At 45.9% G+C, this 21,096-nt stretch carries 17 protein-coding genes; 6 read left to right on the top strand and 11 right to left on the bottom strand.

Annotated elements, in window-relative coordinates; translation table 11 throughout:
- Window positions 1-256: 256 nt before the first annotated feature.
- Both Selli1_RS15925 and Selli1_RS15930 read left to right on the top strand, forming a co-directional pair.
- Window positions 257-499, top strand: coding sequence for a type II toxin-antitoxin system Phd/YefM family antitoxin (locus Selli1_RS15925; protein WP_191437036.1), 243 nt, complete (start codon window positions 257-259; stop codon window positions 497-499).
- Window positions 496-873 carry a type II toxin-antitoxin system death-on-curing family toxin gene (locus Selli1_RS15930; RefSeq protein WP_191437037.1) on the top strand — a complete coding sequence of 126 codons (378 nt, stop codon included), beginning with the start codon at window positions 496-498 and terminating at the stop codon, window positions 871-873. The genes Selli1_RS15925 and Selli1_RS15930 overlap by 4 nt, the downstream gene beginning before the upstream one ends.
- 113 nt (window positions 874-986) lie before the next feature.
- Here Selli1_RS15930 and Selli1_RS15935 read toward each other — a convergent pair whose 3' ends face one another.
- From Selli1_RS15935 to Selli1_RS15960, 6 genes are all read right to left on the bottom strand, one after another.
- Window positions 987-1,847 carry a murein hydrolase activator EnvC family protein gene (locus Selli1_RS15935; RefSeq protein ID WP_191437038.1) on the bottom strand — a complete coding sequence of 287 codons (861 nt, stop codon included), beginning with the start codon at window positions 1,845-1,847 and terminating at the stop codon, window positions 987-989.
- 42 nt (window positions 1,848-1,889) lie between these two features.
- A complete protein-coding gene (locus tag Selli1_RS15940; protein WP_281845523.1) occupies window positions 1,890-2,786 on the bottom strand; it encodes a SpoIID/LytB domain-containing protein in 897 nt (298 codons plus the stop codon).
- Window positions 2,787-2,852: 66 nt separating this feature from the next.
- Window positions 2,853-5,315 (bottom strand): glycogen/starch/alpha-glucan phosphorylase, encoded by a 2,463-nt coding sequence (locus tag Selli1_RS15945; protein WP_087166537.1) that lies wholly within the window; start codon window positions 5,313-5,315, stop codon window positions 2,853-2,855.
- 38 nt (window positions 5,316-5,353) lie between these two features.
- Window positions 5,354-8,509 carry an isoleucine--tRNA ligase gene (gene ileS / locus Selli1_RS15950; protein WP_281873888.1) on the bottom strand — a complete coding sequence of 1,052 codons (3,156 nt, stop codon included), beginning with the start codon at window positions 8,507-8,509 and terminating at the stop codon, window positions 5,354-5,356.
- Between the two features lie 207 nt (window positions 8,510-8,716).
- A complete protein-coding gene (locus Selli1_RS15955; RefSeq protein ID WP_255396377.1) occupies window positions 8,717-8,848 on the bottom strand; it encodes a hypothetical protein in 132 nt (43 codons plus the stop codon).
- Between the two features lie 6 nt (window positions 8,849-8,854).
- The gene (locus Selli1_RS15960) at window positions 8,855-10,285 is read right to left on the bottom strand and encodes a D-alanyl-D-alanine carboxypeptidase family protein (protein ID WP_281873890.1); all 1,431 of its coding nucleotides are present in this window, start codon (window positions 10,283-10,285) and stop codon (window positions 8,855-8,857) included.
- 622 nt (window positions 10,286-10,907) lie between these two features.
- On the opposite strand from Selli1_RS15960, the gene Selli1_RS15965 reads away from it, so the two are divergent.
- The gene (locus tag Selli1_RS15965) at window positions 10,908-11,570 is read left to right on the top strand and encodes a GGDEF domain-containing protein (protein ID WP_087251898.1); all 663 of its coding nucleotides are present in this window, start codon (window positions 10,908-10,910) and stop codon (window positions 11,568-11,570) included.
- A gap of 240 nt (window positions 11,571-11,810) precedes the next feature.
- On the opposite strand, the gene Selli1_RS15970 is transcribed toward Selli1_RS15965, so the two are convergent.
- On the bottom strand, window positions 11,811-12,713 hold the full coding sequence (locus Selli1_RS15970) for a helix-turn-helix domain-containing protein (RefSeq protein ID WP_281873892.1): 903 nt from the start codon (window positions 12,711-12,713) through the stop codon (window positions 11,811-11,813).
- Window positions 12,714-12,982: 269 nt separating this feature from the next.
- Between Selli1_RS15970 and Selli1_RS15975 the strand changes: the two genes are divergently transcribed.
- The 3 genes from Selli1_RS15975 to Selli1_RS15985 are packed head-to-tail and all read left to right on the top strand — an operon-like array spanning window position 12,983 to window position 15,283.
- Window positions 12,983-13,285, top strand: coding sequence for a hypothetical protein (locus Selli1_RS15975; protein WP_118636208.1), 303 nt, complete (start codon window positions 12,983-12,985; stop codon window positions 13,283-13,285).
- Window positions 13,286-13,319: 34 nt separating this feature from the next.
- Complete coding sequence (locus Selli1_RS15980; RefSeq protein ID WP_204864476.1) at window positions 13,320-14,786, top strand: Y-family DNA polymerase; 1,467 nt, start codon at window positions 13,320-13,322, stop codon at window positions 14,784-14,786.
- Window positions 14,787-14,821: 35 nt separating this feature from the next.
- Complete coding sequence (locus Selli1_RS15985) at window positions 14,822-15,283, top strand: YolD-like family protein (RefSeq protein ID WP_204864475.1); 462 nt, start codon at window positions 14,822-14,824, stop codon at window positions 15,281-15,283.
- Window positions 15,284-15,332: 49 nt separating this feature from the next.
- Here the strand turns inward: Selli1_RS15985 and Selli1_RS15990 are convergent, their stop codons facing one another.
- From Selli1_RS15990 to Selli1_RS16005, 4 genes are all read right to left on the bottom strand, one after another.
- A complete protein-coding gene (locus Selli1_RS15990; protein WP_281873896.1) occupies window positions 15,333-18,284 on the bottom strand; it encodes a lamin tail domain-containing protein in 2,952 nt (983 codons plus the stop codon).
- A 132-nt stretch (window positions 18,285-18,416) separates the two neighbouring features.
- The gene (gene bsh, locus Selli1_RS15995) at window positions 18,417-19,358 is read right to left on the bottom strand and encodes a choloylglycine hydrolase (RefSeq protein WP_087251904.1); all 942 of its coding nucleotides are present in this window, start codon (window positions 19,356-19,358) and stop codon (window positions 18,417-18,419) included.
- A 74-nt stretch (window positions 19,359-19,432) separates the two neighbouring features.
- Window positions 19,433-20,446, bottom strand: a complete 1,014-nt coding sequence (locus Selli1_RS16000; protein ID WP_191426679.1) for an acyltransferase — start codon at window positions 20,444-20,446, stop codon at window positions 19,433-19,435.
- Window positions 20,447-20,507: 61 nt separating this feature from the next.
- Window positions 20,508-21,095, bottom strand: a complete 588-nt coding sequence (locus Selli1_RS16005) for an SAM-dependent methyltransferase (RefSeq protein ID WP_281873899.1) — start codon at window positions 21,093-21,095, stop codon at window positions 20,508-20,510.
- Window position 21,096: the final 1 nt, after the last annotated feature.

Raw genomic sequence — 21,096 nt, forward strand, 5'->3', positions numbered from 1 at the left:
ACGTGTTTTATTTTGCAACTAACATCATAAAGAAAAACTGTATGATTGGGAAGTAGGGATTTTCTCTGCTTCCCTTTTTATTTAGGAAAAATTCCTATTTTTGCCAATAATAATTATACACTAACTTCAGAGTTCCCACGGGAGAAGATTGTAGAGATTCTGACCTCCCCTTAGCTACAAAAATTCACAGGGAATAGGTTGAATTTCTCCTATTTTTGGATATAATAAAAGTAACGAAAGCAAAGGAGGTTTCCCTATGAATATCAATACAAACAATCTGGTCTCCATTACAGAGGCAAACCAGAATTTCTCTAAAGTAGCCCGCCTTGTAGATGAGAGCGGCGCAGTAGTCATCCTGAAAAACAATGTTCCCCGTTATCTGGTTATGGAGTTTTCGTCAGCTGAACAGGAGCAGCTTGCTGCTGATGAGGATGTCATGTCCATTTCCCAGCGCTTGATTGAAAAGAATCGTCAGGCTTATGAGGTGCTTGCCAAATGATACGGCTATCCAAATCACAAATACTTCTTATCCATGACCAGCTGATTACCGAAACCGGCGGTTCGTCCGGGCTGCTGGATGAAGGGTTGCTGGACTCTGCGTTGAATGCTCCGTTCCAGACCTTCGGAGAAGAGGATGTGTATCCTTCTCTCCAGCAAAAGGCAGCCAGACTTTGCTTTGGCCTTGTTAAAAATCATCCTTTTGTGGATGGAAACAAGCGAATCGGCGCACACGCCATGCTAGTGTTTTTGGCGCTCAATGGCGTAGAATTACAGCATTCTCAGACAGAGCTTTCCGATGTGATCCTCCGGCTTGCTGCTGGAGAGATAGAAGCACAGGAATTGCTTCGCTGGATTCTTTCACATCAGATTTAAAAGTCACACCCCTGTGGCAGAAAAGATAGAAGTCCGTAAAAGATTATAAAACAGGGGGGTACAACACTGAAAAATCCAGGGGGCACTCTCTCTGTCAGAGCCGCCCCTGGATGCTATTCACTTAAATACTGTAACGGATCAACCGGCTGTCCGTCTTTACGGAATTCGAAGTAAAGATTGCAGCCTTCTACGCTGTAATATCTGGTCGGTTCTGCCAGATAACCAAGTACGGTTTTGGCTTCCACACTGTCTCCCGTCTTTACCTGAACGTTCTGGAGCTGTCCGTAGATCGCCTCATATCCGTTTCCCATGTCTACTGTAACCGTCGTTCCTTCCTGCGGAGTCTTGTCGATGGATTTGACAATTCCTTTTCCTGCGGAAATAACCTGATCATTGACTGCACCTCCAATAATCAAAGCCGGATTGTATTTATATTCTTCCAGTGTTGCGAAGTATACAGTCTTATTCATACTGTAGTTCATCAGCACTGCTCCGCTGACCGGCCAGATCAGCTTGTCCTCTTCACTGAAATTGATCCCACTTCCGCCCCCTGCCGTTTCTGCAGAGTCAATAGAAGCAGTATCCGGAACTGTGACATCCGAACTCTGATCGGTTGCTGTACCGTTGTTCTGAGACGACAGGCCGCCGGACGCTGTACCGTTATCTGCCGCATCTGTGCCGGAGGATGCAGGATCCTCTGCCTCTTCAGAAATACCGCTGCCGGAAAAATCAGAGACTCCTTCTTCTGTCACATCGTCTGTAGAATCATTGATTACATCCCCCGCATCTGCGCTCTGGTATTCTTCCAGCTCCTGACGGCTTTCCTCCTCAATCTTTGCCATCTCATTTTTAACATTGCTTTTGTATTGCTGAAATGTATAGACACCCGTCAGAACTACTGCTGCCGCCATGCAGACTGCCAGCCCGATTTTTGCTCCCCGACGTTTTTTAGGAGCGCGCTTATTGTTGTTCATCTTCATCACCTCTGGCATTATCTTTGCCAGAAACCAGGAAGCTTATTCTGTGTCTTTCAAAATTTCCGCAACTTCTTTTAAGACAGTTCCTTCAAAAAAATAATTCAGAATCTCTTTGTAGTCTTTTCCCTCTTTCGCCATGGATTCGGCCATATTCTGGCTCATTCCAAGTCCATGGCCGATACCCTGAGTGATGACGATCGTTTTTTTATTTTCTTCTTTCAATGTATAGCAGGATGAAGCAAGCTCCCACCGGTCCCGGAACGTATCTCCATCCATTGTCTCTTCTCCCTGCCTGATCTCCAGCACATATCCGGCGCTGTCCTGCTTTGTGATTTCATACCCGGTTCCATCGATTTCTTTTGACTGAAACGCATCCTCCGCATCCTTGTCTTCCGCACAGTCTACACTTTTCAGGTACGGATACTGATCCGTTCCGAGTGCTTCTTTCGCATCTCTTGTCTTTCCATTTGTCAGACGGCAGTACGGTGTGTATGCCGGATGATCCTCATAAACAAGAATTCTTTCTTTCGTCTCATTCCACGCTTTTGAAAGCTTCTCATAATATTCCTGCATATGGCTCTTCCACTCTTTTTCCATTTCGTCCACTGTATAAAAATGATCGGTAAAAACAAGTTCTTCTCCTTCTTTTTGCTCTGTCATCTTTTTGTAGATCCCGGTCCGCACAATGACCGCCTGCGCTTTGATCGTCTCTATATCCATCTCCATCGAGATCTCTTTTGCCAGCATGCCCATTCCATACGCGTCCAGAGACATGGTCAAAAACCTGTCATCTTCCCCGCTTTGCACCATTACTTCTGTTTCCTCCTGCCGTGGAGGCGTCAGGCGCATCGGCCCGTTGATAAAAATCGTGATTACATATGGCAGCGCAATCAGAAGAAACAAAATACAGCCATATTTTTTCCATTTCCGAAGCATAAAAAACCCTCCCATACAACGTATGAGAGGATTTTTATTCTTATTCCTGTCCTTTTTGCAGGCAAATTATGCATCAACCTTAATGTGGTCCAGATGCCAGATGTCATCTACGTATTCCTGAATCGTTCTGTCAGAAGAGAATTTGCCGCAGCATGCAACATTCATGAGCGCTTTCTTAGCCCATCCTTCTCTGTCTTTATATGCTTCTTCCACACGTTTCTGTGCGTCTGCATAAGAACGGAAGTCTTTCAGAATGAAGTATCTGTCCGCACGTTCCTGACCGTGTGTGTTGACAAGTGAATCGTAGAGATCTCTGTACATCTCCCTGTCTCCATTGGAGTACGTTCCGTCGATCAGCTGATCAACGACTCGTTTGATGTCCCAGTCATTAAAGTAAATATCTGCCGGATTGTATCCGCCGTTGTTCTCAAAGTTGATAACCTCATCGGATGAAAGTCCGAAGATAAATGCATTTTCAATTCCAACTTCTTCAACGATCTCTACATTGGCACCATCCATGGTTCCAAGAGTCGGAGCACCATTAAGCATAAATTTCATGTTTCCGGTACCGGATGCCTCTTTGGATGCTGTGGAAATCTGTTCGCTGACATCTGCTGCCGCAAAGATGATCTCTGCATTGGATACACGATAATCTTCGATAAATACCACTTTGATCTTTCCGTTGATGCTCTTGTCATTGTTGATGACATCCGCAACAGAATTGATCAGCTTGATTGTCTCCTTGGCACGGACATATCCTGCTGCCGCCTTCGCACCAAAGATAAAAGTTCTCGGATAGAAGTACATCTCCGGGTGATCTTTGATCTGATTGTACAGGTACATCACATGAAGAATATTCAAAAACTGACGTTTGTATTCATGGAGACGTTTTACCTGCACATCAAAAATCGATCTCGGATCCACTTCAATTCCATTATATTTCTTAATATATTCTGCCAGGCGCAGCTTGTTCTGGTATTTAATCTCACGGAATTCCGCAAGCGCTTTTGGATCATCCACATATTTTTTCAGCCTGCTCATCTGAGACAAGTCGGTAATCCACCCATCTCCGATGCGCTTTGTCACCCAGTCTGCAAGGAGCGGATTTCCATGCATGAGGAATCTTCTCTGGGTAATTCCGTTTGTTTTATTATTGAATTTCTCCGGCATCATGTCGTAGAAATCTTTCAGCTCCTCATGTTTGAGAATCTCTGTGTGAAGTCTTGCCACACCGTTTACAGAATATCCCGCTACAATGGCAAGATGTGCCATTTTCACCTGACCATCGCGGATGATAGCCATTCTGGCAACTCTTCCTTCATCCCCCGGATATCTGGAGCGAACCTGTTCAATAAATCTGCGGTCGATTTCCTGAATAATCTGATAAATACGCGGAAGGAGTCTGGAGAACAGATCAACCGGCCATTTTTCCAGGGCCTCCGCCATAATTGTATGATTCGTATAGGCAACTGTCTTTGTCGTCACATCCCATGCTTCATCCCACTCCAGTCCTTCCTGGTCAATCAGGAGATGCATCAGTTCTGCAACCGCCAGTGTCGGATGGGTATCATTCATCTGAATGGTTACTTTCTCATGAAGTTTACGGACATCGTCATGCTTCTTCTTATACCGTACCAGCAGCGCCTGAAGGCTGGCAGAAATGAAGAAATACTGCTGTTTCAGACGTAATTCTTTTCCTGCATAGTGGTCATCACAAGGATAAAGCACATCTACAATCATCTTTGCCAGATTTTCCTGTTCCACCGCATGTCTGTAATCACCGCGGTTAAACGCGTCCAGATGGAAGTCCGTAATTGCTTCCGCATCCCAGATTCTCAGTGTATTGACTACATGATTTCCGTATCCGATAATCGGCATATCATACGGTACAGCAAGAACAGAGCTGTAGTTTTCCTGAATGAAATTGTTCCGTTTCGTCACAGGGTCGTATTCGATTCGTACATCTCCTCCGAAACGGACTTCTTTTGCGTACTCATCACGGCGAATCTCAAACGGGTTGCCGTCCTTGAGCCAGTTGTCCGGTACTTCCACCTGATATCCGTTCTCGATTTTCTGCTTGAACATGCCGTAACGGTAACGGATTCCGCAGCCGTAGGCCGGATACCCCAGTGTCGCAAGGGAATCAAGAAAGCAGGCTGCAAGTCTTCCGAGACCACCATTTCCAAGAGCCGGATCCGGTTCCTCATCCTCTACCGCATTCAGATCGATTCCCATCTCATCCAGCGCTTCTTTGACTTCTTTATAAGCAGTCATATTGATCAGGTTGTTGCCCAGAGCCCTTCCCATCAGGAACTCCATGGACATGTAATATACTGTCTTTGGATCTTCTTTTTCCATTTCTGCCTGCGTCGCAAGCCAGTAATCAATGATCGTCTCTTTTACGGCAAGGGAAACTGCCTGAAAGATCTGCCGTCCGGTTGCTTCTTCGATTGTTTTTCTATAAAGGTTTTTAATATTATTCTTTACTTCCTCTTTAAAAGCTTCTTTCTCAAATCTTTTACTGTACATCTTCCTTTTCCTTCCTGAACATTTTGAATGTCTAATGATTAGTTTTCTTTTGCCACTCCAATCGTAACAGCCTCGCCGTTAATTTTCCACTCTTTTACATAGCCTGCCGGCTCTGTTTTTTCCATGGATACAGCAAGAACATCTTCTGAAATTTCCTGTCGGTTCTCTGCGAAAACAGTTTCTGCTTTCTCACTTCCAGTATATGTTACATGGATCTTGTCTGTCACTTCAAAACCGGCTTCTTTTCTCATCGTCTGGATCTTACTGATGATTTCACGCACAAATCCTTCTTCCAGAAGTTCCGGTGTCAGATTGGTATCCAGAACAACTGTAATTCCATAATCGCTTTCAGATACATATCCTTCTGTCTGTGTCATGTCAATGAGCAGATCCTCTTTTGTAAGAACTACTTCATTTCCATCAACTGTGAATTTCAGTTCGGCATTGCTCTCAAGATCATCCATTGCCTGATTGCCGTCCAGAGTCTCGAGCTCTTTCTTAATACCGCCAAGCAGCTTTCCGTATTTTGGTCCGACTGTCTTTAACTGTGGTTTGAATGTGTAGGTTGTAAATGCCCGGACATCCTCTGTCTGCTCCATTTCTTTTACATTGAGCTCTTCTGTAATGATCTCTCTGTAATATTCCGGAAGTTCCTCCACACCTTTGACAAACATCTTGCCGATAGGCTGACGGTTCTTGATATTAGCCGCATTTCTGCATGCACGGCCCATTACAACGATCTTCAGAACTTCGTCCATGTAGCGCTCCAGTTCCGCGTCGATGTACGCCTCATTTACCTCCGGGAAGTCGCACAGATGAATGCTTTCCGGCGCACTTTGATCAAGACTTCTTACGAGATTCTGATAGATCTCTTCTGTCATGAACGGAATCATCGGAGCCGCCGCTTTTGATACTGTCACAAGCGCTGTATACAGCGTCATATACGCATTGATCTTATCCTGTTCCATTCCTTTTGCCCAGAAACGCTCGCGGCATCTTCTGACATACCAGTTACTCATATCATCTACGAATTCCTGCAGTGCTCTTGCAGTCTCCGGAATCCGGTAATTGGCAAGATTGTCATCTACCGTCTTTACAAGCGTATTGAGTTTGGAAAGAAGCCATTTGTCCATGACGGACAGTTTTTCATATTCCAGTTTATATTTTGTAGCGTCAAACTCATCAATATTCGCATACAGTACGAAAAATGCGTACGTATTCCACAGTGTTCCCATAAATTTACGCTGTCCTTCCTGGACTGCCTTTCCATGGAACCGGTTTGGAAGCCACGGTGCGCTGTTGACATAGAAGTACCAGCGGATCGCGTCGGCTCCGTAAGTTTCAAGAGCCTCAAACGGATCAACTGCGTTTCCTTTGGACTTACTCATCTTCTGGCCGTTTTCATCCTGCACATGTCCAAGAACAATGACGTTCTTATACGGCGCCTTGTTGAAGAGCAGTGTGGAAATCGCAAGCAGAGAGTAAAACCATCCTCTTGTCTGGTCTACCGCTTCGGAGATGAAATCTGCCGGGAACTGCTGCTCAAACAGTTCTTTATTCTCAAACGGATAGTGATGCTGCGCAAACGGCATGGATCCGCTGTCAAACCAGCAGTCGATCACTTCCGGCACACGGTGCATTTCCTTTCCGCATTTTGGACATTTGATCGTCACGTCATCGATATATGGACGGTGAAGCTCGATATCGTCCGGACAGTTGTCCGACATGGATTTCAGTTCTTCGATGCTTCCGATGGAATGCTGATGTCCACATTCACATTCCCAGATATTCAGCGGAGTTCCCCAGTAACGGTTCCGGCTGATGCCCCAGTCCTGAACGTTTTCCAGCCAGTCGCCGAAACGTCCTTTACCGATGCTTTCCGGAATCCAGTTGATCGTATTATTGTTGCGGATCAGGTCATCTTTGACTTCTGTCATGCGGATAAACCAGGATTCTCTTGCGTAGTAGATCAGCGGAGTGTCGCATCTCCAGCAGTGCGGGTAGCTGTGCTCAAATTTCGGAGCTGAGAAGAGAAGTCCTCTCTTGTCCAGATCCTCAAGAACCATCGGGTCTGCTTTTTTACAGAAGATACCCGCAAACGGTGTCTCCTCCGTCAGTTCTCCCTTTCCGTTTACAAACTGTACAAACGGCATATCATAGCGGCGTCCCACCTTGGCATCGTCTTCACCGAATGCCGGTGCAATGTGAACGACTCCGGTTCCGTCTGTCAGTGTAACATAGGTGTCGCACAACACGTAAAATGCTTTCTTATTCTGCTTTTCTGCTGCCTTTGCAGCTCCTTCATAGAGTGGAATGTATTCTTTGCCTTCCAGCTCTTTTCCTGTATAGCGCTCTACAATTTCATAGGCCTTTTCGCCTTTTTCTTTTGCAAGTCCGCCGAGCACCTGATCAAGAAGTGCCTCTGCCATATAATATACACGTCCGTCAGCTGCATTTACTTTCACATAGGACTCGTCCGGATTTACACAGAGAGCCACGTTGGACGGCAGTGTCCAGGGCGTTGTTGTCCATGCAAGAATATAAGCGTCTTCATCTTTTACCTTGAAACGCACGATTGCGGAACGCTCTTTTACGTCCTTGTATCCCTGCGCTACTTCCTGCGCGGAAAGCGGTGTTCCGCAGCGCGGGCAGTAAGGAACGATCTTAAATCCTTTGTAAAGAAGTCCTTTCTCCCAGATCTGCTTTAATGCCCACCACTCGGACTCGATAAAATCATTGTCATAGGTAACATACGGATGCTCCATGTCCGCCCAGAAACCAACTGTAGCAGAAAAGTCCTCCCACATACCTTTATATTTCCATACACTCTCTTTACATTTACCGATGAACGGCTCAAGACCATATTCTTCGATCTGATCTTTTCCATCCAGTCCAAGCAGTTTCTCCACTTCAAGTTCTACCGGCAGTCCGTGGGTATCCCATCCTGCTTTTCTCGGAACCATCTTTCCTTTCATCGTCTGATATCTCGGAATCATATCTTTGATAACACGGGTGAGGACATGTCCGATGTGCGGTTTTCCGTTGGCCGTCGGAGGTCCGTCATAGAACGTGTATGTCTCGCCTTCTTTTCTGTTTTCCATACTTTTTTCAAAAATATGGTTTTCTTCCCAGAATTTTTCTACTTCTTTTTCTCTGTCAACAAATTTCAAATCGGTTGAAACTTTCTGATACATGCTCTTCTCTCCTTTTAGAATTTTTCTAAGAAAAAAAACTCCCGTCCGTAATAGGACGAGAGTATAATCTTTCGCTGTACCACCTGTTACTGCATACGTTCATATGCGCTCTTGGTAACGGCAGAATACCGGCAGCGCTTAGTAGGATTCCCGTTCAGCGTCTGCAGCTCGGAAGTGATCTTCAGGCAGGGTCTACTTACACCGGGCTCACACCATCTCCGGCTCGCTGAAGGCTTTTGACATCTGTCTTACTCTCTTCGTCATCGCTTTTTCGATATATTTATGTATGGTCTGTCCCATACTTCGTTTATTATACTTGATAGTTTTCGTATGCGTCAAGTATTTTTACCATCTTTTCCTTCCGCGCCTTCTGCTTCTTCTGGCGGCTCTCTTCATTCTTCTCCGTCTCTGACGCTCCAGACGCTTCTGCCGTCTGCCCGTCCTCAGGAACGATCTCCGTCTTCTTCTGCGGAATACCAGAATCAGAATCACAACTGCCACAATGATTACAGCCGCTGCCGCTGCGATCACGATCCACTGTCTTCCCTCGAATACATTTTTGATGATGTCCAGAACCGATGCTGTTCCCTGCTCTTCTTTTTCCTTCCGGGCCACGGCTTTCTCATCGACATCCGCTTTTGCTTTGCCGACAGTCTGTCCTTCATACGTCAGATACAGCATGGACTCTCCATTTTCTTCTCCGGTCTCAAACTTCAGGTCTTCCTGGGAAGCGTCAGCCGGAAGACTTACATAAACCGGTTCTGTCTCCGTGACAGTTGCATGTGCTTCTTCCTGTGCCTGCTCCAGAACACTGCTATCTACCTCCTGCCGGGTGAAATTCTCAAACGCGTAATCCAGAATACTTCTTGTATCATCATAAATGTGCTGGCCTCTTGTCTCCATCTCCACGCAGACAAGGTGCATTTTTCCGTTGTCCGCAAGAGTAATCAGCGTATTTCCGGCCTCATCAGTATATCCTGTTTTTCCTCCGACACAGTACTCATAATAATGATCGTTCCAGTTGACCAGCATCTCATGCCTCTGCTGGAATGTCCGGGACTCTGTCTCCAGATTGGTAGGTCCAATCGTATGCTCATATGTCTGCATGATTTCCATGAGCTCAGGATGAGAAAACAGCTCTGACGAAATCAGTGCCATATCATGTGCCGACGTATAATGATTTTCATCCTGCAGGCCGTGCGGATTGACAAAATGCGTATGGGTGGCACCAAGCTCCCCGGCCCGGTCATTCATGGCCGCCACAAACTTTTCATATCCCGTTCCGGTTCCTGAAAGTGTATTGCCGATATTTTCCGCAACCGCGTAGGACACCTCGTTTGCCGATGCCAGGAGTACCCCGTACAGCGCATCCGTCAGGGATATCTCCTCTCCCGGCCGCATCCCGATATAAGCGTCCCCCGGTTCGAGGAAATCCACGCTTTCCTGTGAGATCGTCACCCGTCCAGTCTCCAGATCTCCATTTTCCGCCGCCAGAAGTGCTGTCATCACTTTCGTAATACTCGCCGGATAGTGCTCATCATCAATATTCTTTGCATAAAGTACCGCCTTTGTATCGGCATCGATCACAATGGCCGACTTTCCATAGACTGCAGGACCTTCCGGCCAGTTTTCAATCTCATTACTCTGAACCGGAAGCGCATAGGACTGCTTCGCCTCCTCCTCTGCATCCGCCGCACTGACTCCTGATGCGGGCATTGTAACCGCTGCAATACAGAGCAGTCCTGCCAGTATTTTTTTCATTTTTCTTTTCATCATATGTCTCCCCTGTTTTTCTTCGTACCTTATAGTTTACCATATCTTCGGAAAGAAAGTGAAAAAAATCCACTTTTCCGTGCACTTTTCTTTTTACACATCCCGATTCTGTTTTTCCACGATATTCACACCGTTTTTCTCCACATGCAAAACTGTCCACCTTATGTGGATAAAGTTGTGGATAACTTTCTTTTTTTCCTCTTTTCTTTCCCTAGTTTATTAGTATCTATCCTTCAGTTTCTCTTAAAAATCGGGCTTTTCCATACTATATCCTCTCTATTTTCTTTTATTCCCTCTTTTCCCTATTATGTGGATAACTTTTTCTTCAATCTGGTTTTTTATCCTCCTTTTTTACCCTTTATCCACTTTCCCGTGTCGAAAACCAACTATTTTTTTCTACAGATTCTCCAAGCTTTATCCAAACGCTTTTTAGACATGTCCACAAAGTTATCCACTCTTTCCACATAGTTATCAACATCCTGTATCTAAAATTTTACTTGACACAAGACTATGATACGATTTTCATAAAATTCAAAAAAAAAAAAAAAACACATATTTTTTACTTTTTCTTTCTATACTTAATTATAATACCTGGCTATTGGAACACCAAAGGAGATGATTGGTAATGAAATCTTATAGAGCTTTAAAATGGATACAGGGTATATTCATCGTATTCTTTTTTATGGCGTTTTGTATTCTGCTCCGTGCAGAACACTTTTTATCCACGGAATATTCCATCTTTCTCTTTTCCGGGCTTTTCGGATGCCTTGCGTTTCTGGCTTTCGATCTGATTTCCTGGAACCGTCAGAAAAAGAAAGAACAGCGGCTGTTCCAGCTGGCCCAGACAGATGCTCTGACCCGGCTTCCGAATACCTCCGCACTTAAAAACGAACTCGTAAAGCTTTCTGAAACAGTACTGGAAGATGACATTTCCTGCGCGGTGATTTCTTTTGACAATATCCACCGTCTGAACCGTACTTACGGGCACGAGGCGGGAGATGCTGTATTCCGGGAATTTGCGGATATTCTCCGGGTTTCTGCGGAAGATCTGTGTTTTATCGGCAGAAAAAGCGGCCGTACTTTCCTCGCCATCTTCCGGGAAAACTCCCACGAAAAGACAGAACTGTTTCTGGAAAGGCTGAAACGCGGCGTGGAGATTCACAATGAGACAAACGGACTGCTGCCGATCACCTACCATGCGGAAGCAGCTTACAATGATGAACTTCATTATGTATCTATTTACGATCTGATCAAAATCCGGTCCGGGAAACGACGCCAGCAGGCATAAACAACAGGAAAAATGCAAAAATATACCCCGGTCATCCGGTACACACGTGCCGGACGGCCGGGGTTTTTGTAAGCCTTTTTATGATTCCCCGTTTTCGTCTTCTATTTCTTTGACGGCATCCTGAAATTCGTCTCTTTCCCGCAAAAATGCGGTATCTTCATCTTCCTTGATCATTTTTAACAACATCTGCTTCATCCTGGATTTGTCCTCAGTCTCCACTTTTTTTGTCTGGATATGCTGCTAAAGCGGGGACTTCTTAAGATCCCACCGCTTTGTTACTGACTTCAGCATCGGCACCAGAACTTTCAGCGTATTCACCCAGTCTTTTTGCGCTGAGTATAACTGAAAATGTGCTACATATGAAGTGTACTCCCACTGGTCGAAAAGCTTCGAGGCATCTCTGGATACATCTGCAATGTACTCCGCGTCTTCAAACCGCTCTTCTTTGATGGCAATTTCCATCAATGTCATGAGTACCGAATGAATCTCCGTCATGGCCATGAGCAGCTTTTCTTCCTCCAGCTTCGCAGCCTCCTGCAGTTTTCCACAATCAATCATCAGATTTGCCTGTACCTGCTTTTTATCCACCGGGCTTTCATCCGGCAGAGCTTCCAGCAGTTCCCATGCCTTATCATACTCTTTCCGTCCCCGGTACCTGGATATCAGCATGGACCGCACCTGATTCTGTATCCGGGCATCCGTACTCTCGAGTGCTCTCCTGTACAGTGCTTCACACTCCTCCCGGTATTGTTCCGCTTCCTTTACCTTGACATCCATCAATACCGCCCCGTCCAGAAACAGCGCGATATTCAGAATCAGCGGATAGCAGGATGGATATTCCCTTACCTTTTCCATCGCCTCTTCATAGGCCTTTTCCACTCCATCCGCATCGCTCACTTCACTTAAATGATTCAAAAACATGGCAATCTCCTGATCCGAGAGTTCCTCTTTAAAAGAAAGCAGCGTATTTAAATCCGTGTCCAGAAGCCTTGCAAGCGCAGGGAGCAGGGTAATGTCCGGGTAGGAAGTTCCTTTCTCCCACTTGTGGACCGCCGGGGCCGTCACTCCAAGATATCCTGCCATCTGCTCCTGCGTCATATGCTTCTCCATTCGTCTTGTTCTTATGATTTCATTGATTTTCATTTTTCTTTTCCCCTTATACGCGCTAACTGTTGTCCGGTTCTGCTTTGATTATATCAATCTGCCGCTGCATAAAGCAATAAACTGCTTTTTAAACTTTTGGTTAAAAAAGAAACCATTGGTTTTCTTCTGAAAAACAGAACACGATTCTCTTTTCTGGAAGTTTCTTCATCTTGACATTCTCTGTTTTTCTATAGTATGATGAACTCAGAAGAATTCGAACATATGTTTGTTTTGTTTGATCACTATTTTCAGGAAAGGAGACGCTTTGTATGAATCAGACCCTGCACAGTCCAGCTCCCGGTCCACATACCACAGAGCGCATTTATGTCAGTGTTTCTTCCGTTTTTGATGCCACCGGCTATATGCAGCCGACAGCCATCACCTGGGCGGACGGCCGTACCTTTCCCATCGAAAGTGTCCGGGACTGCCGGCCTGCATCCGCTTTATCCCGGGGCGACTGTTATACCGTAGTCATTCACGGTCAGGAAAAGCATCTGTTTTTTGAACGTACGGATCCTCTATTTCCAAGCCGTGTCGGAAGATGGTTTGTAGAAAGAAGTGCTTCTGTATAATCTGTTACTCTGAAAGGAAAGAAGGCGACGCAAGATGAAAACCTATCTCGCAATTGATCTGAAATCCTACTATGCATCTGCCGAGTGCGCAGCACGTCATCTCGACCCTCTGACCACCAATCTGGTAGTGGCGGATGAATCCCGCACGGAAAAGACGATCTGCCTTGCCGTCTCCCCTTCTCTGAAGGCATATGGGATTCCCGGCAGGGCACGGCTCTTTGAAGTCATTCAGAAGGTCAAGGAAGTCAATACGCGCCGGCTTCAGGCCGCCATCCAGAGTCATACTGCACTGAATCAAAACGGACGACCGTCTCTTGGAGAGCCTTCCTTTGACGCAAATGCCTTGAAACAGGACCCGACGCTTACGGTTTCCTATCTGGTTGCCCCTCCCCGTATGGCCTACTATATGGAACTTTCCGCAAAGATTTATTCCATCTATCTGAAATACATTGCCCCGGAGGACATTCATGTCTATTCCATCGATGAAGTCTTTATGGATGTGACCTCCTATCTGGAGCATTATCAGATGTCCGCCCATGACCTTGCCAAAGCAATGATCCGCGAAGTCCTTTATGCCACCGGCATCACCGCCACCGCGGGACTCGGGACTAATCTGTACCTTTGCAAACTTGCCATGGACATCGTTGCCAAACGCACGCCTCCGGACCCGGACGGCGTCCGGATTGCCGAGCTTGATGAGGCATCTTTCCGGTATCTTCTCTGGGATCATCAGCCGCTTACCGATTTCTGGCAGACAGGTGCCGGTACCGTCAGACGTCTGGAAAAGCACGGGATTCATACGATGGGCGAGCTGGCACGGGCCAGCCTCACAGAAGAAGATATGCTTTACAAGGAATTTGGTATTGATGCGGAAATCCTCATCGATCATGCCTGGGGGATCGAGCCGTGCACCATGCAGGATATTAAATCATACCGCCCTTCGGACAACAGCACCAGTGAGGGCCAGGTGCTCTCCTGCCCTTATGACCATCAGAAAGCCCGGATCGTCGTCCAGGAGATGACAGAAAGTCTCTCCTACCGTCTTCTGGAACAGAATCTGACGACGGATTCTCTGACTCTGGGAATCGGCTATGACCGTGAAAACTGCGACAGCGGCTCATATCACGGAGAAGTTCACATCGATCACTACGGCCGGAAAGTTCCGAAAGGCGCACACGGTACGATCCGTCTGGATCCTCCGTCCAATCTGGCAGGCAGCCTGATCCAGGCAGCTTCAGAGCTGTTTGAGCAGATCACAGATCCCCGTCTTCTGGTACGCCGTATTACAATCACTGCAAACCGGGTGGTAAAAGATGATGGCATATATCAGCTCAATCTGTTTACCGACACAAAGAAGCTGGAAAAAGAAAAGAAGCTTCAGGAATCCATGCTGGATATCCGGAAGCGCTTTGGAAAAAATGCGGTACTGAAAGGTACCAGCTTTTTAGACGGCGCTACCATGCGGGAGCGCAACGGGCAGATCGGCGGCCACAAGGCCTGATCTGTTTCCGCCATATAAAAAGGAGAAATGTTGCCATGACAGACTATAAAAATTCAGCAGAAGGACGCATCGTCACTGCAAAATATCAGGATATTCTGCATCTTTCCCGTCCGGAACCATCCTACCGGCATCCCCGTATGCCCGTTGCCGGCCGCGCAAAGATCTTCTCACCTTTCGCCGCTCTGCGCGGATACGAAGAGGAAATCGCCGAGGAAGAGTGGAAAAAGAAACGAGTACCGAAAAAACTTCTGTCAGAAGAGAAGTCCCTGCAGATTTCCGTGCTCCTTTCTCGGGTAGAAAAGGGAAGTTCTCTCTCTGTTCGTTTTTTTCAGGAGGACATGCACCATTCTGACACGCCACCTCTTGGAATCTATAAAGAGGTTTCAGGAATTGTAACCGGAATTGATTCTGTCTTTCAGAAACTTGTCATCTCTGACGGAGAAACTGAAACAGTGATTTCTTTTGAATCTCTGGCGGAAATAAAGCTTCCGGAATGAGCTGATTTTTTTACTCACCCCGGAAGCTTTCTGCTATTTTAACAAAGCATTACATAAAATGTCTCTTTTTCATGATGAAGCCGCTGATGATTCCTCCAAGAGAAATTACGGCTGCTCCGGCCCAGAGAAGTATATTGCTGCTGTCTCCGGTTTTTGGTGCCTTTGTTCCTGAATCACTTTCAGAACCGGCAGTCTTATTTTGATCCGCAAAGTTTTGATTCTGAGCATCCATTCCTCCGGCATTCTTGTCTCCGCTGTTCTGGTTTCCACCAGTCTGCTGGTTATCCCCGGTCTGCTGATTTCCTCCAGTCTGCTGTCCATCATCTCCTGATGTCTCACTGTAGTCACAATTCAACGAACCAACTGTCAGTGCACCGGATGTAACTCCATCCCGGAACCGGTATACCGGCCTTTGTCCGTTTACAGTATAAGAAGCATCCGCAATGGCAAAGCCTTCATTATTTGCGGAGGTATCCACACCTGACGGCGGAAGTACATGGACAATTTCCGGTGTCTCCGTTCCATTCAGAGTGATTTTTGCTCCTCTATTACCGTAACCGTCATCCGTCATCACCCAAAGAACATTTTCGTAAGTATCATAGTCCAGTGACATGGCACCGCCAAGTTTGGAATCAATATCTGCAATCTGTACAGATGTACCATCTTCATTCAATACATAGGCGTAAATATGTCCGTTATCTTCCAAAGCTACGAAAAATACACCATCAGCGACCGCATCCGGATAGTCTGCCGGGTCAAATGCATCCCCTGTATTCTGGTCAAACAGTTTTCCTGTTACAGCCGTATCAGAAACCCATTCGACTGCTTCAATTCCCATATTTGCAGATACCTGCGGCAGAGAAGACGTCAAATCCCACTCATTGACTGCTGTCAGGTCTGATCCTTCTGTGTCCGGATCTACCACCAGAATAGAATTATAATTGATTCCCTTCTGACTATTATCACGCTCCGATGCAATATAAACAAGTCCGGCTCCATCTACTGTAATTCCTTCCGCATCCGGTCCGGCAGCAGACGGATCAGATGCATCCTTCTGAAAACGAATCCTCTTTCCTTCTTCAAATCCATTCGCAAAGCTTAATGTGCCGTCTTTTGCAACATCCAGAATCCAGAATTTTCCGGTTCCGTTATCTACCGCATACAACTGTCCTCCAAAAAAGTCAAGTCCTGAAGAATCTTCCAGAAATGTAGATTCTGTATCAAATACGGTAACCTCTTCTGCTCCCGGCCATGCGATTACTTCCGGAATATCCGCAAACTTATTCGCTGCTCCAGGAGTTGCTTCCTGCGTATTCCTGTACTCCTGTCCGTTTACATCCGGATAAAGTCCCCAGGTCGGACTTGTATGCCCGGTCCATGTAGTGTTCGCAATCAGATTTCCATCTTCGTACAGACGGACAGAATCATCGCTTCCCAGTCCGAAATTCAGGTCATCAATCACCAGATACCCGTCTGCCGGAATGGTCGTCCCTTCCGGTATCACATACTCATGCGAATCATCATTATCTTTGATAACAATTCCGGAAACATCTAACGCTTCCTGTGTCGGGTTTGCCAGTTCCACCCAGTCCGCTCCTCCATCCGGATCATTGGACTGCACTTCGTTAAGCACCACGGGATTCACGATCAGGTTCGCCTCTCCTTTAGTGGAAGTCTGGAAATCCGTCAGTTCTCCTGTCCCGTCCGGAATTCTTGCATATACTCCCGCTGCATGAGTCGTCCAGCTGTATTCAGCAACAGCCGCGCCTTCGCTGTTATAAATGGATACCTTGTCCTCATTCCCCAAACCGAATAAAAAGTCACGGTTTCCTTCAAAAACATAGTATTCTCCCGGATTTAAGATCGTTCCTTCCGCTACAGGAGTAATATCGGACGCATGTCCTACCGGATCATTATCATACAGGTACCATCCTGAAATATCTACCGCAGTATCTCCTGTATTTTTGATTTCTACCCAGTCTGTGCTGTCACCATTCGATTCTACTTCGTTGATTACAACAGATGGAGCATACCATTCATTCGCCTGTCCTTTTGTCTCTTTTGTGAGTGCAAATGCTCCTGTTCCATCCGGATATCTTCCATAAGAAGCCTGAGCCGCATCTCCTTCATATGAAGCATGTTCAGTCCAGGAGTATTCATCTAGAAGAGTTCCTTGTGAATCATAAAGCCGGATAGAATCCGCAGACCCGATTCCGATTGCTGCCTCAAACGTATTTTCTTCAAACGTGTCTGTCTGGTCATTATAAATTCTTCCCATTGTTTTAGCATCAACCACCAGCAGCGCTCCCGGTTCTATCGTGGAACCTTCCGGAAATCTCCACCGATGGTCATCGGAATTATCACGAATTTCACACCCTGACAGATCAATGGTTTCATTTCCTGTATTCATCAGTTCTACCCAGTCATCCGGAGAGGAATTGATTTCATTTATCACAAGCGCCGTCATATTCTGTCCGGATTCGCCGTTTTCCCCTTCTCCTGGTTCCTGTGCGGTAACATTTACCGCTCCCTTTGTAGAACTCTGATCAACAAACTCTCCTGTCCCATCTGGTACTCTGGAATAAGTTCCCAAAGCATGTCCGTCATAGCTGTAGGTATCCTGCAGACTGCTGTTTGCGTTGTACAAGGAAACAGTATCGCTTTTCCCAAGCCCAAAACTAAAATCAATACTGTCCTCCAATACCATTACCGCTCCTGCTTCCAGCACTGTTCCATCTGGAAATTGCTTTGTCTCATTGCTCGTAAGCCGTTCCAGACCCTTGTCGTCTGTGACAAACCAGCCACTGATATCCACGGCCTGATCTCCTGTATTCACTATCTCAATCCAGTCATTCCCTCCATTCGGATCATCAGACTCGACTTCATTGATAAAAACCGTATTTCCGGAAGATGCAGCAGACACAGGCATGCCTGCTGCCGGGGCAACTGCGGATGCGGTTAAAAATGCTGCAAGTGCTATACTGAGCTGTCGTTTCTTCATATTTAGACGTTCTCCCTTCTCAAATTATGATTTTTTTAAGTTTAACAGGAGAATGTCAAATCTGAAGTTGCAACACGTAAAATCATCGTAAAAAGAAAGCAGAGCAATCTTACGCTCTGCCTTTTTCCCTTCCTAAAATACCGTTATCAGTTCAGCCCCTTCCAGATCCGTTTCCTGCATCTCTACTTTCCGGATCCGGCTGTCATCGTATGTTTTGTAATAATATGCACCTGTCCGTGTATTAATACAGCAGGAATAAGTGGTGATATCATATGTTCCGGCCTCTGTAATCACAGACCCGCGCACCATCGATACCCCGTCCAGAATATGAAAGAACTGGGAAACATTCGATTTCTCGTCCTGCGGCGATACAGAATTCCATTTCAGGAAAGCAGCCCTTACAAACCGTGACGCGGAAGAAGCATCTCCCGGCAGTCCTGCCGCTCCCATTCCCTGGGCATAAGGCTTTAAGCTCAGCTTGTCACAAAAGCGGTTCTCCGGGCTTTTTGCGCTGAGATTCATATAATTGTTCATATTCAGCCTGTGATATTCAAACGGCGGATTATTCGTCAGCACACCAAATGGATTTTCGTAAATTTTCAGTCCTTCCTGAACAGCCTCCAGAACAAGACACTGTTCCCGGTCCGCCAGCATCCAGTGAAGCGGCGCCGGAGGCATCTTCTCAGAAAACGCAATGTCCACAATTTTCATTTTCTCAAGATCATTTTTCACTTCCGCCACCGTGGAATAGTTTCCCAAAATCCAGGCAATGATCTCAAAAGAGGCAAGTTCCATTCCCTGACCTTCCGGTTTCTGATAGTATGCGTTTCCCGGGAAATTCAGCCCTGCCATACACAGCCCCTTTTCATTTACCGCTTCCGCATACAAAGGGAACCGGCTGACAGCTGATGCCATGCCGATCATGGCATAATGCTGTTCCTTACGCCCTGCCAGACGGAAATCCAGCGGGAAATTCCTCGGTGTGATCACAACCTTCTCCCCGAAAGAGCAGTCCAGATCCAGATTCCTTCCAAAGTAAAAATCTCCATTGTCATACGTAATACAGGTACACATATCATTCTTTCCTTTCCGCTATCGCACGTTTTGATTCTATTATTCACTTTCCTCCATCCGGACATTCATTCCCTCTATGTAATTTTCTTCCCGATCGTTGTCTGCCTCATAATCAGGACACACACAAAGGACACTGCCGCAATCACAAAAGTCAGCCCCGGTATTGCAATCCATGCCGTAAAATCAGTTGGTTCCATATATTTTTTGTAATTATCCAGAAATAAAATATGGATCAGATATATGCCAAACGAACAGTTGCAAAAAAGGTCTATTATACGCTTTCTGCGGTCTGAAGGCTGAAAATTTCCATCATTCACCCTTATCATAATAATAAAAAACATAACGGATGCCAAAATCACAAACGGTGAACCATAAGTCAGTTCTTTTTCATAATGATACCCTTTTGCAAATGTTGCCCCCATGGTTGCTCCAAAAGATACCGCCATACTGAATATACAAATCAGCACTGCTGTTTTCTGGCGAATCGGGATTTTTTTCCTGTACTTGCTAATATAATAACCGAAAAACAAGTAGTATGTATAGACTTTATCTCCAATCAACGGCAGATCATAATACAGTTCCTCACCTGTAAAAGTAGTACGAAAATTCAGAAGCACTGCTCCTGTCGAAATAATCAGGAGTGCAGTTTCAAGATTCTTCGACAGGTTTCTGCACATAACCTGCAGAAACGGAAGCACCAGATAAATCGGTATCATAGCATACAGGTACCAAAGATGGGCTTCCGCAGGAACAAAAATAATTTCCTGCAGTTTTACTTCTGTTTTCATATAACAGGTATTCCACAGATAATAAACCACGCTCCATACAGCCAATACCGACAAAAAGCGTAAGATCCTTCTGCAGTGCTTTTTCAGTGTCTCCTCTCTTCCCAGCAGCAACGCCCCGGAAATCATAAAAAAGGAAGGTACACTTACCCTCGCTGCCGTATCGACCACCAAAGAAAATGCATACTCGCTGTTCGGAATTTCTCCATAAGCTCTGCAGAAATAATTACTTACGTGAATCGCAATGACCAGAACAAAAGAAATCATCCTGATCAGTTCAAGATTATAATTCTTTTCTTTCATCTCATTTGTTCTCCCCCGACTTCAGGAATCGCCGGATTCCATATCATCCCTTTTCTCCTTTTTACATTTTAAAAATTACAATCCGTTCCCGGCTGTCTTTTCCATCATATAAATCTCCACAGTCAATCTCATCATAAAATGTCAGTTCATTCACCGTCATCAGAAAAGAAATATATTCATCTGACGGGTAATAGAAAAACAGTAAAATTTCTCTTGGCGCCTCGTAATACGAATCCCGAATCCTGCTGATCACTTTTTGCAGGATTTCCAGAGAAAACGGGTTGAAAAAATAGATCCGGTCCACACTTTCCGGCACCGGAAATTCTCCCGCATCGACAGCCTGAAACGTTACCCTTCCCGAAGCTGATGACATGTTCTGATTTTCCACTGCTTTTTCATAAATCCGCTCATCATACTCGATTCCAATGGACCTGCACCTGGTCTGCCACGACAAAAAGAAATCAACACGGCCTTTTCCGCATCCATAGTCCAAAAGCGTATTTCCTTTCCGGATATATCCGCCGTTTGCCAGACGCTCCAGAACCGGATACGGCGTCGGCTCATATGGATACCGGTACTGATCTGCATGAGAATCATCTCGCCCGGTTGTGCGGATCTGCAGCAGCTTGTCCCATTTTTCCTCTTTCATA

It is taken from the genome of Sellimonas catena, from assembly GCF_027924685.1.
GTDB classification, from domain to species: domain Bacteria; phylum Bacillota; class Clostridia; order Lachnospirales; family Lachnospiraceae; genus Sellimonas; species Sellimonas catena.

Bases quoted from the DNA above. Each gene is read 5' to 3' on its own strand.
- bsh (WP_087251904.1), bottom strand. From the start codon at position 19,358: ATGTGTACCTGTATTACGTATGACAATGGAGATTTTTACTTTGGAAGG.
- Selli1_RS15990 (WP_281873896.1), bottom strand. From the start codon at position 18,284: ATGAAGAAACGACAGCTCAGTATAGCACTTGCAGCATTTTTAACCGCA.
- Selli1_RS15975 (WP_118636208.1), top strand. From the start codon at position 12,983: ATGAATCAGACCCTGCACAGTCCAGCTCCCGGTCCACATACCACAGAG.
- Selli1_RS15985 (WP_204864475.1), top strand. From the start codon at position 14,822: ATGACAGACTATAAAAATTCAGCAGAAGGACGCATCGTCACTGCAAAA.
- Selli1_RS16005 (WP_281873899.1), bottom strand. From the start codon at position 21,095: ATGAAAGAGGAAAAATGGGACAAGCTGCTGCAGATCCGCACAACCGGG.
- Selli1_RS15940 (WP_281845523.1), bottom strand. From the start codon at position 2,786: ATGCTTCGGAAATGGAAAAAATATGGCTGTATTTTGTTTCTTCTGATT.
- Selli1_RS15935 (WP_191437038.1), bottom strand. From the start codon at position 1,847: ATGAACAACAATAAGCGCGCTCCTAAAAAACGTCGGGGAGCAAAAATC.
- Selli1_RS15970 (WP_281873892.1), bottom strand. From the start codon at position 12,713: ATGAAAATCAATGAAATCATAAGAACAAGACGAATGGAGAAGCATATG.
- Selli1_RS15945 (WP_087166537.1), bottom strand. From the start codon at position 5,315: ATGTACAGTAAAAGATTTGAGAAAGAAGCTTTTAAAGAGGAAGTAAAG.
- Selli1_RS15980 (WP_204864476.1), top strand. From the start codon at position 13,320: ATGAAAACCTATCTCGCAATTGATCTGAAATCCTACTATGCATCTGCC.
- Selli1_RS15965 (WP_087251898.1), top strand. From the start codon at position 10,908: ATGAAATCTTATAGAGCTTTAAAATGGATACAGGGTATATTCATCGTA.
- Selli1_RS15925 (WP_191437036.1), top strand. From the start codon at position 257: ATGAATATCAATACAAACAATCTGGTCTCCATTACAGAGGCAAACCAG.
- Selli1_RS15930 (WP_191437037.1), top strand. From the start codon at position 496: ATGATACGGCTATCCAAATCACAAATACTTCTTATCCATGACCAGCTG.
- ileS (WP_281873888.1), bottom strand. From the start codon at position 8,509: ATGTATCAGAAAGTTTCAACCGATTTGAAATTTGTTGACAGAGAAAAA.
- Selli1_RS16000 (WP_191426679.1), bottom strand. From the start codon at position 20,446: ATGAAAGAAAAGAATTATAATCTTGAACTGATCAGGATGATTTCTTTT.
- Selli1_RS15960 (WP_281873890.1), bottom strand. From the start codon at position 10,285: ATGATGAAAAGAAAAATGAAAAAAATACTGGCAGGACTGCTCTGTATT.